The following is a 14,767-nucleotide window of genomic DNA, read 5'->3' on the forward strand; positions in this document are numbered from 1 at the left end:
AATATTAAAATATAACACCTTGCTATTGAGATTCCAATAAAGGATAAACATTTTAAAAATATGTGTAACGGAATTAACCTAATTATCAAGACTTTACAATTCTAGTCGTACGTCGTTAGTCATTTAGCGAAGCGGTCGTACATCTTTGTCGGACACTAATGGTTATTTACATAGATTTTGAAGTTTAAAAAGAAACGCATTCATTTGGCAAATAGTTAACAAGGATTTTTTTGGCAGAAGTCTAACTTCACATTAATTTCGCAAAGTATATATCAAGATGAACCTCAACAAACAACGCAAATACGACATTGCCTATCTTAGAATGGCAAGAGAATGGGGAAAATTGTCTTATTGCAAACGAAGACAAGTAGGCGCCATTATTGTAAAGGATAAAATGATAATCAGCGATGGCTACAACGGTACGCCTACAGGTTTTGAAAATATATGCGAAGACAATGACGGCGCTACAAAATGGTATGTGCTCCACGCCGAAGCAAACGCAATCTTAAAAGTTGCATCCTCTACCCAATCCTGCCAAGATGCAACGCTTTACATTACCATGTCGCCCTGTAAAGAATGTAGCAAACTGGTACACCAAGCCGGCATTAAACGCATTGTTTATTTAAGGGAATATAAAGATAATGCAGGCATTGCTTTTCTGAAAAAGGCTGGGGTAAGCATTGAGCACATTCCAGATTTGGAATTGGAATAATGGAAAAAAACACGGAAACAACGGGCGGTAAACAAAGAAAATACCTGCCACTATGGATTGGACTGGCGCTGGCCGTGGGTGTTTTTATTGGATCTAAGCTAAACTTTAATGACAAAACGGAAAAGATATTTGCCACCAGCTCTAAAAAAGACAAGCTCAACCGGCTAATAGATTACATTGATTACGAATACGTTGACGACGTAAATACCGATAGCATTGTTGATGTTACGGTAAATGGAATTCTTGAAAACCTAGATCCACATTCCGTTTATATTCCAAAAAGCCAATACGCCCATACCGCCGATGATATGCGGGGTGCCTTTACGGGTATTGGAGTAAGTTTTTACATCTACAAAGACTCTATTGCCGTTATTCGTACCATAGATGGTGGCCCTGCGGAAAAAGCAGGAATAAAAGGTGGGGACAGAATCACCTATGCCGATGGAAAGAAATTGTTTGGCGAATTGGTTGAACGCGATAGCATTACTAAGTATTTAAAAGGTGAAATAAATAGTAAAGTAGCCTTATCTGTTTATCGCCCAAGTGAAGCCAAAACCCTAGAAATTAACGTAAAGCGAAAACGAGTGCCTCTTGTTAGCGTTGATGCCTCCTATAAGGTATCAGATGATCTTGGATATATAAAGCTAAATCGATTCTCAGAGACTACCTACAAGGAGTTTAAAAAAGCATTAGACAAACTCCAAGACCAAGACGTTACCAAGCTAATTTTAGATCTTAGGGATAATCCCGGAGGTTATATCTCTACTGCCGAACGCGTGGTTGACGAATTTCTAGAAAAAGATAAGTTGGTGCTTATCACTAAAAACAAGAATGGCGATATCAACAAATCATACGCTACCAGAAAAGGCGATTTTGAACATGGAAAACTCTATGTATTGATCAATGAAAACTCTGCATCGGCGAGTGAAATTATTGCTGGTGCGCTACAAGACAACGACAAAGGAACTATTATTGGTCGCCGTTCTTTTGGTAAAGGCCTGGTACAGCGCGAAATGTCTCTAGGCGATGGTAGTGCGGTACGATTAACAATAGCACGATATTACACCCCAACCGGGCGTTCCATTCAAAGACCTTATGGCAATGGGAACGACACTTATTACAGCGATTATGAAAAACGCTACCGAAATGGCGAGTTGATTCACGCAGACAGCATAAAGGTAGCAGATTCCTTAAAATATGTAACCCCAGAAGGAAAAGTGGTTTACGGTGGCGGGGGTATTATTCCAGATGTTTTTGTGCCAAAAGACACCAGCATGGAAAACGAAACACTGCAATATGTTTCAAGACATGGGTTTATGAGTTATTTTATCTTTGAATACCTCGATAAAAACAGAACCCTGTTCAATGGCATGAAATTAAAGGAGTTTAGAAACGACTTCAAGATAGATGATAAGCTAGCAGAAGAATTTATTGAATACGCCAAGTTTAACGAAGCCCAGATTGACCTATCTGACTATACCGCTGAATTAAAACAGATTCTCAAGGCAAACATTGCCCAGCAACTCTTCGGCATCAATAGCTATGAAAAAATCTTAAACCAAAACGACGCTATGCTCCTAAAAGTCATGGAGCTAGAGACCGGCGATCAATTAGACGAAGATTAGAAAGACTACCACCCAGAGAAGACGCGAGCGAGACGCTCACGCCAACGGATTTGCCATTTCCTCGCTGACGCGCGAATCCTTTTGATGACCAGCTGTTGCGAGATTGTATCTCGTGGTTTTATACAATTTAGGTTGAAAATATTATTGACTCACCCTTGCTTTTAACACAAGATTGCTTCAGAAACTTTGATATTCTAAAAAACAACTATCTTTAAATTCTGGATCATAACAAGCCGTAATTTGCAGCAAACTATATTCACGATACTCCAAGAGTTGCAGGGTGACTCCTCAGTATTATGAATAAGTATTTGCAGGGTACGCGATACCCCCGACAATTGTCGGGACGCGCACTAGCGAGGCCAGAAAGTGGGAGGTCAAAAATTTATAATGCTAAAGAAATGGCAAGAACAGGTAAGGTTTTTATTGATAGTAAAGGTTGTAGAATACAAGTTATAATTAACAGCAAAAACCCTTCTTTAGTATCTTTATTGATATTATCGACATTGTCATTATTTTGCTTTTCTTTTCCTATTTACATTTTATTCCTGAACAAAGTAGCTATCGGTTTTGGATTTGTAATTACAATTTTAATTTTTGGGGGAAGTGGAATCTATTTCCTAAGAAAATTACTTTGGAACACTTTAGGGAAGGAAGTGTATCAAATTTCAAACAATAAAGTAACATATCATTATAATTATTGGGTCTTTAATGACAATAAGCAGGTAACGGCATTTGACAAATTGAAACTAGGATATGCTACTTTGAATGAACCTTATATCATAAGTGAATTTTCCGCGAATAAGCCATTGATTGCAAGCAATTTATATTTAGCTGCGTTCATTATCGAAAAGACCCCAATAGTCTCAAACATTCCACTAAATATCAATAATATTTTAAAGTTTAAAAATATGGAAAAAAATATATAAGTTAATGTTCAAGCTTTCCTCGATGGAGCGCAAATCCTTTCGCGTACCCAGCTCCCGCGAGATTGCTTCTCATGGTTTTACACAATTTATAGAAAAATTACATTCTAGCTTTTAATACAAGATCGCTGCAGAAACTTTGATATCCTGAAATTCAGAGAAGACGCGAGCGAGACGCTCACGCCAGCCTTAGAAAATTAGAGCGGCTACTTTTTTTGCTTTGCGGCTATATTTTTAGAGATTAGCAGAATCCCTAAGGCAAGAAGCGCACAAAGTCCCGCCAATATACATACTGCAGCAATTGAACTTTCGCCCTGAAGCAAGTTGTCAAAGTTTAACTTAGTGGTATTAAAAGCAACAAGTGCAGCAGCCAGCGCCATTAAAATGTAAATTAGTATTTTCATCTTTCCTATTCTTTATGTCAATATATTAAGCAGCAATTTAGTTATGGAAAATAAACCCTTCTTAAATCCTACGCCTACAAATATATTAAGATTAAAACCTATAAGCTTTCAACTTCACAAATTAACTAAACAACAGTTGGATATTTGAAGTAAATAGTTTTACAGATATCGCCAACAAAATTACACCAAATATTTTCTTTATTACAGCAATTCCATTTGTTCCTAAAAATCGTTGCAATTTTCCAGAGGTTTTAAGGACTACATAAATGATAATAAGGTTTATGATTACCGCAACAATAACATTTTCAAGCGAATATTCCGCTCTAAGCGACAATAGAGTAGTTAAACTACCAGGCCCTGCCAGTAATGGGAAAACCAAAGGAAAGTACGATGCCATCTTAGGATCATCGGGGCCATCTTTAAAGAGTGTAACCCCAAGAATCATTTCCAAGGCAATAAAAAATAGAATCAATGCTCCCGCAACCGCAAATTCATTAACCTCAATACCAATAAGGCGCAGAATTTGTTCTCCAATGATCAAAAAAACAATCATCACAATCCCTGCAATAATGGAAGCCCTTCCCGAATGAATGCTTCCAGCCTTTTCACGAAGCCCTATAACAATTGGTATTCCGCCAATAATATCTATTACGGCAAAAAGTACCATAGTGGCAGATGCAATATCTTTTATATTAAAATCCATCCTCTTTTTTTTGAGGGCGCAAAAGTAATTATTAATATCTGTTAGAGCATCATAAATAACGGTTAATAATTCCTTAAATATCTTAGTCGAAAATGAGGAAACAAATTATCTTTGCAATATGTTTCAACTTGGCAAAACAATAGTATCTGAAGATATAATCAAAAACGACTTCGTTTGTAACCTCAGCGCCTGCAAAGGGGCATGTTGCATTGAAGGCGAAGCTGGTGCGCCCGTTACCAAAGCAGAGGTAGATACCTTAAAAGAAATCTACCCAAAAGTAAAACCATTTTTGCGTCCGGAAGGCATTACGGCAATCGAAAAACAAGGCACCCACATTGAAACCGAACTAGGAGAACTGGAAACCCCACTCGTTAATGGTAAGGAATGTGCGTATGTAACTTTTACAGACAAAGGCATAGCGAGCTGTGGTATTGAAGACGCATTTAATGCCGGGGCAATTGACGATCTGGCTCCCGGATTTAAAAAACCTGTTTCCTGCCATTTATACCCCGTCAGGGTTCAGGAATACAGCGAGTTTGCAGCGGTAAACTACCACCGCTGGCCCATCTGTGACGATGCCTGTACTTTAGGAAAAGAACTTCAAGTGCCAATTTACAAATTCACAAAAGATGCTCTTATCCGCAAATTTGGCGAAAATTGGTACGCTGAGCTTGAAAAAGTAGCTTCCGAAATGTAAATACCCTACTCAATTTTTTTTAATTTCACTAATATCTCTTTGATAATGATTATATTAGTATTCAATTTTCAACAAATTGATTAACTAATTAAAATTTTTATCATGAAAAAGTACGTACTGGCTCTATTTGTGTTTTCAGCTATGCTCAGCTGTAAAGACAATCCGGTGAGCAAAAAAATTAAGGAAACAAAACAAACGGTTTCCAATTCAACAAATGCCGTAAAGGAAATGACCAATATGCAGGAAGATATAGAAAACCTGCAAAATGAGGAGCCACTTACAAACGATGAGCTAAAAGCTTGGCTGCCAGATGAAGTGCAAGGCATGAAACGTATTAGCTATAAAGCAGGACAGGTAGGGATGATGGGTATTGCCTCTATAGAAGCAGCTTACGCCAATGAAGACAAGTCTAAAAAATTCTCAATTAACGTCATTGACGGGGCTGGGCAAATGGGTGCTGCTGCCACTATGGGCATGCGCATGGTTATGTCTCAAGATTTTGAGGAAGAAGACGAATACCGCACGCGAAAAACGGTAAAGCGAAACGGTAAAAAAGCGGTTGAAGAATACGAAAAGGCAAAAAACAATAGCCAGATTCAGTGTATGGAAAGCAATCGCTTCTACCTGGATGCCAAAGGCAAAAACATGGATATTGATGAAACCTGGGACGCTATTGATGAGTTAGATCTGAAAGATCTAGGTTAACTACAAATATTTGTTTCATATTATATTATTATCAATACAACGTCTCATTAAAAGCCGACAACTTAATAGTTATCGGCTTTTTTTTATTTAAATTTTTGGAACAACAGTCCTTGTAGCGTCTCAAGATTTATAGAAAAAACATGTACGGTCTTGTTTTTGATAAAAATGAAAGGAAACATATGCCTCTCAGGTCATTTCCTTATATTTACCCCATGCGAAATATTCTTTTTATTTTATTAATCGGTATCAGCACGGCTTGTTTTTCGCAGAGCCAGACCTTGGCAGAAAATTATTTTGACCAAGGCGAGTTTAAAAAAGCCTTGAGCATTTATGAAAAACTGAGCAAAAAAAGTCCGTATCGGTTAGACTACTTCATGGGGATGATTCAGGCCAATCAACAACTTGAAAATTTTTCTGAGGCCGAAGAACTCATTCAGAAAAAGCTCGAGTCAGGAAGAAAATATCCACAACTCTATGTAGAATTAGGCTATAATTTTTCACTTCAGAATAAACCTGAAAGCGCTACGGAAAACTACAATAAAGCCATAGCAAGTTTAGATGAAAACCCCAATTTCGCCTACAATGTGGGCAAAACCTTTCAAAAGTACAGCCTCTTGGAAGAAGCCACATCTACTTATGAAAAAGCCATGCTGCTAAGTGAAAAAATTGATTTTAATCCTCAACTGGCACAAATTTATGGAGAGCAGGGCAAGCTGAAAAAAATGTTTAACAGCTACCTAAACATTATTGAACGAAAACTGAGCTATAAAAGCACCGCACAAAGGTATTTTAGTCTTTATACTACCGAAGACTCAAGCAATGAAGCAAATTCCATATTGCGAAAAATACTCTTAAAACGCTCTCAAGAAAATCCTGACATTCTTTATAACGAATTATTAAGCTGGCTTTTTATTCAGCAAAAGGAGTATAAAAAGGCATTTACGCAGGAAAAAGCAATTTACAGACGCGTAGGAGAAGATTTACGAGGCATAACCAATCTTGCCTATATTGCCATTGCAGACAAAGATTACGAAATTGCCAGAGAAATAGTAAACTACCTTATTGAAAGCTCAGTTACACCGCAATCTAGATTACAGGGAAACCAAATTCTTATGAAAATGGAGGTAGAAACCGCTACGGCAAAACAGTATCCCGCCATCGAAAAAAAGTTTGAAAAGCTATTGGACGAATTCGGAACCGGTAGACAAACCTATATGCTTCAGATAGATTACAATCACTTTTTAGCATTTCGGCACAATAAAAAAGAATTGGCCATTTCTAACTTAAAGGCCTTGACCAAAACCGAATTAAACGCTTACCAAGAGGCACGGGTAAAAATGGAGCTCGCCGACATTCTGGTATCTGACGAAAAGTTTAACGCAGCTTTAATTTATTATTCACAGATTCAAAATAAAGTGAAAAACGATGTTCTAGCACAAGAAGCCCGTTATAAAGTTGCCCGTACCAGCTATTTTAAAGGCGATTTTGAATGGGCGCAAGTTCAGCTGGACGTACTTAAAAAATCTACTTCGCAGTTAATGGCAAACGACGCCATAGCACTCAGTTTACTTATTCGGGACAACTCGCTAGAAGATACAACACAAACCGCTTTAAAAAAATATGCACGGGCAGATCTGTTAGCACTTCAAGAAAGGAATAATGAAGCCATAAACACGCTAGACGAGCTGTTAACCAACCATAAAGGTGAAAAAATAGAAGATGAAGCTTGGTTAAAACAAGGAGAGCTTTATGAAAAGCTTGGAGCGTTCAAAAAAGCGGAATCTAATTATCTTAAGATAATTGAATTTTACGGCGATGATATTTTGGCGGACGATGCCCATTTTCGTTTGGCAAAAATCTATGAAGAAAAACTAGACGAGCCCGAAAAGGCCAAGGCGCAATACGAACAACTAATTTTCAACTTTGCCGATAGTATTTATTTTGTAGAAGCCCGAAAAAAATTCAGAACTTTGCGCGGCGACGCAATAAACTAAACACGCAATTAATAGGCTCCTTAGCTAGTTCTATATCACCCAAAGATGGCCCTGGAACTTACAGAATGAAAATTTGAAACTTTAAAACATGTATATATATAACGTTACCATAAACATTGATGAAAACGTCCACGATATTTGGTTGGAATGGATGATGTCTGAGCATATTCCCGCAATGCTAGCCACAGGCAAATTTAGTAAAGCGCTGATGACCCAAGTATTGGTAGAAGAAGAAATGGGCGGCAAAACCTACTCAGTTCAATACACTACCGACAGCAAGGAAACACTTGAAAAATACTATTCGGAAGATGCAGAGGAAATGCAACGTCAAAGCAAGGCTTTTGAGGGAGCCTATGTCTCCTTTAAGACCGAACTTAAAGTTATAGGCGAAGCTCACAATGAACTTTTTAAAAAGAAATGATTTAGCTGTAGCAACACAGCAAACCCGTTAGTAAATACCTTTTGAAGGTTTTTAAATGAAGAAGAAAAAGCCAATTGTACAAAAAAAAGCCAAGACAGCTGGAGTTGTTAGAGCCAAAAAACACCTAGGACAACATTTTTTAAAAGATGAGGCAACCGCAGAAAAAATTGGCGATACCCTTACCCTTGAAGGCTACACCAATGTATTGGAAATAGGCCCTGGAATGGGTGTGCTTACCAAATATCTGGTTAAAAAAAACACTGAGGTAATTGCAATGGACCTCGATACGGAATCTATTGCCTATTTAGAGCAAAACTATCCAGATAAAAACCTTCAAATTATTGAGGCCGATTTTCTAAAATACGATCTTTCGCTGCTTTTTGGACAAGAACAGTTCGCTATTACGGGGAACTTTCCATATAATATTTCAACACAGATTGTATTTAAAATGTTAGAATGGAAGGCGCAGATTCCCGAATTTACAGGAATGTTTCAAAAAGAGGTAGCAAAGCGAATTTGTGAAAAAGAGGGCAGCAAAGCCTATGGTATTCTTTCGGTTTTGGCACAAGCTTTTTATGAAGCCGAATACCTGTTTACAGTACCGCCCAGCGTTTTTAATCCGCCGCCAAAAGTTGATAGTGGGGTGCTTCGTTTAAAACGCAAAGCAGATTTTTCCATTTCATGTAGCGAAAAAATGTTGTATAAAGTGGTAAAAACTGCATTTCAACAGCGTAGAAAAACCCTTCGTAATAGCTTAAAAAACTTTAATCTCTCAGATAAAATAAAAGAAGATAGTATCTTTGGCCAACGTCCCGAACAACTTTCTGTTTCGCAATTTATAACCCTCACCCAAAAACTGGAAAATGATGCAATTTCAACTGACAAATGAATTTATTGATCAGGTTGAACAGCTAATTGCCAATAATAATGGCGAGCAGCTGGAGGCGCTGTTAAACGAACTTCACTTTGCCGATATTGCCGAACTACTTGAAGAGCTTGACTCAGACGAGGCCACCTTTATTGTTAAGCTCTTGGACAGTGAGACTACAAGTGAAATTTTAATAGAGCTGGACGAAGATTTCCGAGAGGATATTTTAGAAAACTTAACACCCTCTGAGATTGCCGATGAACTTGAGGAAATGGACACCGATGATGCTGCCGATGTTATTGCAGAACTTGACGACGATGTTCAAAAACAAGTAATAGGCCATATAGAAGACCAAGAACACGCGGCAGATATTGTAGATCTTTTGCGTTATGACGAAGATACTGCGGGTGGATTAATGGCAAAAGAATTGGTACAGGTTAAAGAGTCCTGGTCTGTTGCCGGCTGTGTTCGCGAAATGAGAAGGCAGGCCGAGAACGTGACCCGTGTTCACTCTATTTATGTTACCGATAAGCAAGGAAAACTAAAAGGAAGACTTTCCTTAAAAGATTTACTTACCGCTCCTGAAAGAGCACATATTCGCGATGTTTATATCCCAAAAGTTGATTATGTAAGAGTCACCACCGAGGCTGATGAAGTTGCTAGAATAATGCAAAAGTATGATCTTGAAGCAATTCCGGTAGTTGACGAAGGAGGCATTTTAGTTGGCAGAATTACCATTGATGACATCGTTGATTACATTAAAGAAGAAGCTGAAAAAGATTACCAATTGGCAGCAGGTATTAGTCAAGACGTAGAAGCAAACGACGGTATTTTTAAACAAACTCGGGCTCGCTTGCCATGGCTCCTTATTGGTATGTTTGGAGGTTTGGGCGCTGCGAGTATAATTTCAGGATTTGAAGAAATTTTAGAGAATTTTCCGCGAATACTAATTTTTATTCCACTTATTCAAGCAACTGCTGGTAATGTTGGTGTACAGTCTAGCGCTATCGTAGTTCAAGGATTAGCAAACGATACCTTAAAAGGTAATTTTTTATCCCGACTTATAAGAGAATCTGGTCTAGCCTTAGTAAATGGGCTTGCAATTGCTTTGATAGTTCTTTTTATCAGCCACTTTATTTTTTCTACAAGCTATCTAGAATCTATCAGTATTGGTGTTGCTTTAATTTCGGTAATTCTTTTGGCGGCATTAATTGGAACCTTCATTCCAATTATTCTAGATAAAAAGGGTATTGACCCCGCAGTAGCAACCGGACCTTTTATAACTACCAGTAATGACGTGTTCGGGATACTCACTTATTTTTTAATAGCCAAATTAATTTTAGGATTTTGAAATCAGGTATATTTAAAAAGCAATTTACGGTTCCGGCCTCAGCTATAGACGGTTTAAACCACGTAAACAATGTAACTTATTTACAGTGGTGTTTGGACGCGGCAGAGGAACATTGGATTTCAAAAACTTCTGAAAAGCAGCGCAAGGAAAATGTGTGGGTAGTTTTAAACCATTTTATATCTTACAAAAGCCCATCTTTTTTAGGAGAAGAACTAGAAACCCAAACTTGGATTGAAAACTATGAAGGTGTAAAAAGCGAACGCCATTACAAGATTATCCGTCCAGCCGATGGAAAAACAATTGTAACCGCTAATACCCTTTGGTGCTTTTTGGATGCCAAAACCTTCCGCCCTACCAAAATTACTCAAGAAATCTCCAATCTTTTCATATAATAAGAAGGAGAACTATTTTCCTTCAAAACCATTATTTTCAATACTTTTGCCTTCCTAAAAGGTGTTCTTACGAGGCACGAGTAATCTCTTTGTAGGTTTTAAAATATATACTCTTGAGCGTTTTCAAAAAGCTATTTAAGCAAACTTTTATTTACGGCTTAGCAACAGTACTTCCAAGGGTATTGGCGGTTATTCTGGTGCCACTTTATGTAAAGGTTTTGCTGCCCGAGGAATACGGAATCTATTCTACGGTAATGGCTTTTTTAATTTTAGGGAACGTCTTGCTTTCCTACGGAATGGAAACCGCTTTCTTCCGCTTTGTAACCAAAAAAGACTACCAACAAAAAATTGTCCAATCCACAACGCTTACTTCGTTAACGGTTTCAACTCTTATTTTTTTAGGAATAAGCCTTCTCTTTAGAAACCAAATTGCCATCGCCGCCCAGTTTAAACCAGAATACATAACCTATGGTCTTTTAATTCTAGCGCTAGATGCTCTGGTGGTTTTACCTTTTGTATGGTTTCGGGTTAATGAAAAACCCATGCGCTATGCCGTTATCAAAATCCTAAACGTGGTAATAAACTTGGGCTTTAACTTGTTCTTCCTATTAATACTTCCAAAGCTTGCTGAAACCAGTGCATATTGGAGTGCAATGTGGTTTCCGGACAACAAAGTGGCTTACGTATTTATTGCTAATTTAATCGCCAGTGCTGCAACCTTACTCATTCTGCTTCCGCTTTATATAAAAATAGGCTTTGGCTTCAGCAAAACCATTTGGAAACAAATGATAAAATACGCCTTCCCGGTATTGGTTGCGGGAATTGCCTTTAGTGTCAATGAAGCTTTTGATAGAATTCTACTTAAATATCTTCTCCCTAAAAATATAGCCGAAGTCCAAGTTGGACTGTATTCCGCCTGTTATAAGCTTGGGATGTTTATGACCTTGTTTGTTATGGCTTTTAGACTGGGCATTGAACCATTTTTCTTTAATCATTCTAGCAGTAAAAATGCAAAAAGTACGTATGCCACCATTACCAAATATTTCACCCTTTTTGGTTGCTTAATACTTTTGGTGGTGGTTATTTATATAGATGTATTTAAGCGTATTTTAATTCCGAACAGTCAATATTGGGAAGCCTTAAAAATTGTTCCTCTTATTCTATTGGCCAATTTATTTTTGGGGATATACCACAATTTGTCAGTTTGGTACAAGGTTACAGATCGCACTAAATACGGCGCATATATTTCGGTTTTCGCCGCTGTGGTAACGCTCGTGCTTAACTTTTTATTTATACCGCACATTGGCTATATGGGTTCGGCTATTGCAACGCTCGCCGCGTATGGAAGTATGATGGTGCTTTCGTATCTTTACGGTCGCAAATATTATCATGTTCCTTACGAAGTGAAAAAAATAAGTAGTTATTTGCTTTTGGCCATTGGGTTTTCAGCAATTTCATTTTATGTCTTTGACAGAAATATTTGGATAGGAACTGCGTTGTTATTACTGTTTGCAGGTATTATGTTTTATTTTGAAAAGAAAGATTTTTTAAAAATTATAAAAAAATAAGCCTCGGCACAATCTAATTGAGGCCGATTAAATTGAAAAGCTCTGGTTTAAACCAGCCATTATGTTGGATATTTGAAATTTTGGGTGTTTTTTCACCCCTGCCCGTTCTAGGCAGGCTTTAGGGATCGGGATAAAAACAAAATATCGAAAATCTACTTATTTTTCCCCTACCCTAAAGGGAATAATTAGATTTTCTCAATTAAACCCAAATTGAAGCCTTGTGTTTTTAAATAGAACATTGAAATAAACGCTAAAATAAACTAGAACCAATTGATATTAAAACTGAAAAAATATAGAAATTGTATGAAACACACCTTGGTCCTTATTGTTTTATTGACTTTAGCTTCTTGCAACAATACAAAAAATGAACCGAATACAAACGAGAAACCAGAGTTTGAAGTGAACTTTTTGGAAGGGTATTTTCCAAAAAACGATATTGAGTTTAATGCTCCGGTAAAGACCTTGGTTATCCGGGACAAGGAAAGTTTTCAGAAGTACTTCGGAATTGCACAAACAATGAAAAACGACATACCGGAAATTGATTTCGAAAACCATAAAGTGATAGCATTAATAAGTGCTCCAAGTGATAAAAAGCAGGAGATAGCTGTTACTAACACCCAGTTAAAAAAGAATAAAATTCAAGTAAAATACAAATTGATACTTGGCAAAGAAACCCAGTCTTTCACTGCAACAGCCCTTAAAATCTTTACTATACCAGAATCTGTGTATGCCGTAGATTTTATTGTTGACAGGAACAAAGATAAAACCCAAAAATAGCAAAGTCTTGAAAGTAAAAATCATAAACAAATCTGATCATTCATTACCGTCATACGAGACCGTGGCTTCAGCAGGAATGGATTTGCGTGCCTGTGTTGAAGCGCCTACTACCTTAAAACCTTTGCAAAGAGCAATTGTAAAAACCGGACTTTTTATTGAATTACCCATCGGTTATGAAGCACAAGTGCGCCCTAGAAGTGGTTTGGCCGCTAAAAAAGGAATTACCGTTCTCAATTCGCCAGGCACTATTGATGCCGATTACAGAGGCGAGATTGGCGTGATTTTAGTAAACCTTTCCAATGAAGATTTCACTATAGAACACGGCGAACGCATTGCACAATTGGTAATTGCTAAGAACGAACGTGCCATTTGGGAAGAAGTTGAAGAGCTGGGCGAAACATCTCGCGGAGCAGGCGGCTTTGGTAGTACAGGAACAAAATAATAATTTTCAGCTTAATCACAAATTCTTGATTGAGCAACACTAAAATTAGAGTGCGTTTATATAAATAAAGCATTCCATGGCAAAAAGAAGTCATGTTTAAAAAACACTTATAAGTTTAATTAAAAAGATACCCGTCTTTGCGGGCATAGATATGAAGATAATAGTACCAATGGCCGGGAGAGGCTCACGTTTAAGACCACATACACTAACAGTACCTAAACCATTAATTCCTGTTGCAGGCAAGCCAATCGTCCACCGTTTGGTCCAGGATATTGCTGGAGTTTTAAATGAAGAAATTGATGAAATAGCCTTTATTCTAGGCGATCCTGCATTTTTTGGCGATGACGTGGTTGAGAGTTTAAAAAAATTGGCAACAGATTTAGGTGCAAAACCTACAATCTATAGACAATTAGATCCAAAAGGAACCGGACATGCCATTATGTGTGCCGAAGAATCACTTTCGGGCCCTGCAGTAATTGCTTATGCAGACACCTTGATTCGTGCCAACTTTAATTTGGACAAGGAAGCAGATGCCGTAATCTGGACCAAAAAAGTTGAAAATCCTGAAGCCTATGGTGTGGTAAACCTCAATGATAAGAATGAAATAATTGAATTGGTAGAAAAGCCAACCGAATTTGTGAGCGACCAGGCCGTAATTGGCATTTATTACTTTAAAGATGTAGCACAACTAAAAAATGAACTTCAATTTGTTTTAGACAATAACATCATCAATGGCGGCGAATACCAGATTAACGACGGTATTAAAAGAATGATGTCGTCTGGAAAAGTATTTAAAACCGGCACTGTAGATGAATGGATGGATTGTGGCAATAAAGAAGTTACTGTAGAAACTAACCAAAGAATGTTGGGCTTTCTCTCAGAAGCCGGTGAAAAGCTAACCAGTAATTCTATAAGCAGCGAAAATTCAAAGATTATTCAGCCGTGTTTTATTGGGGAAGATGTGGTTCTAAAAAACAGCACCGTAGGTCCGTTTGTATCTATTGGTAAAGGGACGGTAGTTGAAAATAGTACGGTAAAAAACACTATAATTCAGACACATTCCAAGATTAAAAACGCTAATTTAGATAATGCAATGATTGGTAATTACGCTACTTTTGACGCTAAATTTACCAATGTGAGTATTGGTGATTATTCTGAATTGAAATAACCTATAAATGGCCTTTT

Annotated in this window: 16 protein-coding genes; 14 read left to right on the forward strand and 2 right to left on the reverse strand. The window is 37.6% G+C overall.

All coding sequences use genetic code 11. The features are described from left to right. Positions 1 to 277 precede the first annotated feature (277 nt). From QPK98_RS03210 to QPK98_RS03220, 3 genes are all read left to right on the forward strand, one after another. Complete coding sequence (locus QPK98_RS03210) at positions 278 to 712, forward strand: deoxycytidylate deaminase (protein WP_310991558.1); 435 nt, start codon at positions 278 to 280, stop codon at positions 710 to 712. Continuing rightward, entirely contained in the window at positions 712 to 2,337 is a 1,626-nt protein-coding gene (locus QPK98_RS03215; RefSeq protein ID WP_310991559.1) for a S41 family peptidase, read from the forward strand. Before QPK98_RS03210 ends, QPK98_RS03215 begins: the two co-directional genes overlap by 1 nt. 398 nt (positions 2,338 to 2,735) lie before the next feature. Beyond that, positions 2,736 to 3,263 (forward strand): hypothetical protein, encoded by a 528-nt coding sequence (locus tag QPK98_RS03220; protein ID WP_310991560.1) that lies wholly within the window; start codon positions 2,736 to 2,738, stop codon positions 3,261 to 3,263. A 203-nt stretch (positions 3,264 to 3,466) separates the two neighbouring features. On the opposite strand, the gene QPK98_RS03225 is transcribed toward QPK98_RS03220, so the two are convergent. Together QPK98_RS03225 and QPK98_RS03230 are read right to left on the reverse strand one after the other, a co-directional pair. Then, entirely contained in the window at positions 3,467 to 3,664 is a 198-nt protein-coding gene (locus tag QPK98_RS03225) for a hypothetical protein (protein WP_310991561.1), read from the reverse strand. Between the two features lie 121 nt (positions 3,665 to 3,785). After that, positions 3,786 to 4,367 (reverse strand): MarC family protein, encoded by a 582-nt coding sequence (locus QPK98_RS03230; RefSeq protein ID WP_310991562.1) that lies wholly within the window; start codon positions 4,365 to 4,367, stop codon positions 3,786 to 3,788. 118 nt (positions 4,368 to 4,485) lie between these two features. On the opposite strand from QPK98_RS03230, the gene QPK98_RS03235 reads away from it, so the two are divergent. From QPK98_RS03235 to QPK98_RS03285, 11 genes are all read left to right on the forward strand, one after another. Further along, a complete protein-coding gene (locus tag QPK98_RS03235; protein WP_310991563.1) occupies positions 4,486 to 5,064 on the forward strand; it encodes a DUF3109 family protein in 579 nt (192 codons plus the stop codon). A gap of 102 nt (positions 5,065 to 5,166) precedes the next feature. After that, on the forward strand, positions 5,167 to 5,769 hold the full coding sequence (locus QPK98_RS03240) for a hypothetical protein (protein ID WP_310991564.1): 603 nt from the start codon (positions 5,167 to 5,169) through the stop codon (positions 5,767 to 5,769). Between the two features lie 212 nt (positions 5,770 to 5,981). Then, positions 5,982 to 7,763, forward strand: a complete 1,782-nt coding sequence (locus QPK98_RS03245) for a tetratricopeptide repeat protein (protein WP_310991565.1) — start codon at positions 5,982 to 5,984, stop codon at positions 7,761 to 7,763. An 88-nt stretch (positions 7,764 to 7,851) separates the two neighbouring features. After that, positions 7,852 to 8,184, forward strand: coding sequence for a DUF4286 family protein (locus tag QPK98_RS03250; protein ID WP_310991566.1), 333 nt, complete (start codon positions 7,852 to 7,854; stop codon positions 8,182 to 8,184). A gap of 55 nt (positions 8,185 to 8,239) precedes the next feature. Continuing rightward, complete coding sequence (gene rsmA / locus QPK98_RS03255) at positions 8,240 to 9,073, forward strand: 16S rRNA (adenine(1518)-N(6)/adenine(1519)-N(6))-dimethyltransferase RsmA (RefSeq protein ID WP_310991567.1); 834 nt, start codon at positions 8,240 to 8,242, stop codon at positions 9,071 to 9,073. Next, a complete protein-coding gene (gene mgtE / locus QPK98_RS03260; RefSeq protein ID WP_310991568.1) occupies positions 9,048 to 10,403 on the forward strand; it encodes a magnesium transporter in 1,356 nt (451 codons plus the stop codon). Before rsmA ends, mgtE begins: the two co-directional genes overlap by 26 nt. Continuing rightward, positions 10,400 to 10,795, forward strand: coding sequence for an acyl-CoA thioesterase (locus QPK98_RS03265; RefSeq protein ID WP_310991569.1), 396 nt, complete (start codon positions 10,400 to 10,402; stop codon positions 10,793 to 10,795). The genes mgtE and QPK98_RS03265 overlap by 4 nt, the downstream gene beginning before the upstream one ends. Before the next feature lie 113 nt (positions 10,796 to 10,908). After that, complete coding sequence (locus tag QPK98_RS03270; RefSeq protein ID WP_310991570.1) at positions 10,909 to 12,363, forward strand: oligosaccharide flippase family protein; 1,455 nt, start codon at positions 10,909 to 10,911, stop codon at positions 12,361 to 12,363. 303 nt (positions 12,364 to 12,666) lie between these two features. After that, positions 12,667 to 13,140 carry a hypothetical protein gene (locus QPK98_RS03275; protein ID WP_310991571.1) on the forward strand — a complete coding sequence of 158 codons (474 nt, stop codon included), beginning with the start codon at positions 12,667 to 12,669 and terminating at the stop codon, positions 13,138 to 13,140. Positions 13,141 to 13,147: 7 nt separating this feature from the next. Then, on the forward strand, positions 13,148 to 13,582 hold the full coding sequence (dut, locus tag QPK98_RS03280) for a dUTP diphosphatase (RefSeq protein WP_310991572.1): 435 nt from the start codon (positions 13,148 to 13,150) through the stop codon (positions 13,580 to 13,582). A 151-nt stretch (positions 13,583 to 13,733) separates the two neighbouring features. Beyond that, positions 13,734 to 14,750 (forward strand): sugar nucleotidyltransferase, encoded by a 1,017-nt coding sequence (locus QPK98_RS03285; RefSeq protein ID WP_310991573.1) that lies wholly within the window; start codon positions 13,734 to 13,736, stop codon positions 14,748 to 14,750. The last annotated feature ends 17 nt before the right edge of the window (positions 14,751 to 14,767 follow it).

The sequence above is a fragment of the Aequorivita marina genome (assembly GCF_031631895.2).
In the GTDB taxonomy this organism is placed as follows: domain Bacteria; phylum Bacteroidota; class Bacteroidia; order Flavobacteriales; family Flavobacteriaceae; genus Aequorivita; species Aequorivita marina.

Excerpts from the sequence above, each read along its gene's own strand:
- QPK98_RS03210 (WP_310991558.1), top strand. The coding sequence starts at position 278 with ATGAACCTCAACAAACAACGCAAATACGACATTGCCTATCTTAGAATG.
- QPK98_RS03215 (WP_310991559.1), top strand. The coding sequence starts at position 712 with ATGGAAAAAAACACGGAAACAACGGGCGGTAAACAAAGAAAATACCTG.
- QPK98_RS03220 (WP_310991560.1), top strand. The coding sequence starts at position 2,736 with ATGGCAAGAACAGGTAAGGTTTTTATTGATAGTAAAGGTTGTAGAATA.
- QPK98_RS03225 (WP_310991561.1), bottom strand. The coding sequence starts at position 3,664 with ATGAAAATACTAATTTACATTTTAATGGCGCTGGCTGCTGCACTTGTT.
- QPK98_RS03230 (WP_310991562.1), bottom strand. The coding sequence starts at position 4,367 with ATGGATTTTAATATAAAAGATATTGCATCTGCCACTATGGTACTTTTT.
- QPK98_RS03235 (WP_310991563.1), top strand. The coding sequence starts at position 4,486 with ATGTTTCAACTTGGCAAAACAATAGTATCTGAAGATATAATCAAAAAC.
- QPK98_RS03240 (WP_310991564.1), top strand. The coding sequence starts at position 5,167 with ATGAAAAAGTACGTACTGGCTCTATTTGTGTTTTCAGCTATGCTCAGC.
- QPK98_RS03245 (WP_310991565.1), top strand. The coding sequence starts at position 5,982 with ATGCGAAATATTCTTTTTATTTTATTAATCGGTATCAGCACGGCTTGT.
- QPK98_RS03250 (WP_310991566.1), top strand. The coding sequence starts at position 7,852 with ATGTATATATATAACGTTACCATAAACATTGATGAAAACGTCCACGAT.
- rsmA (WP_310991567.1), top strand. The coding sequence starts at position 8,240 with ATGAAGAAGAAAAAGCCAATTGTACAAAAAAAAGCCAAGACAGCTGGA.
- mgtE (WP_310991568.1), top strand. The coding sequence starts at position 9,048 with ATGATGCAATTTCAACTGACAAATGAATTTATTGATCAGGTTGAACAG.
- QPK98_RS03275 (WP_310991571.1), top strand. The coding sequence starts at position 12,667 with ATGAAACACACCTTGGTCCTTATTGTTTTATTGACTTTAGCTTCTTGC.
- QPK98_RS03285 (WP_310991573.1), top strand. The coding sequence starts at position 13,734 with ATGAAGATAATAGTACCAATGGCCGGGAGAGGCTCACGTTTAAGACCA.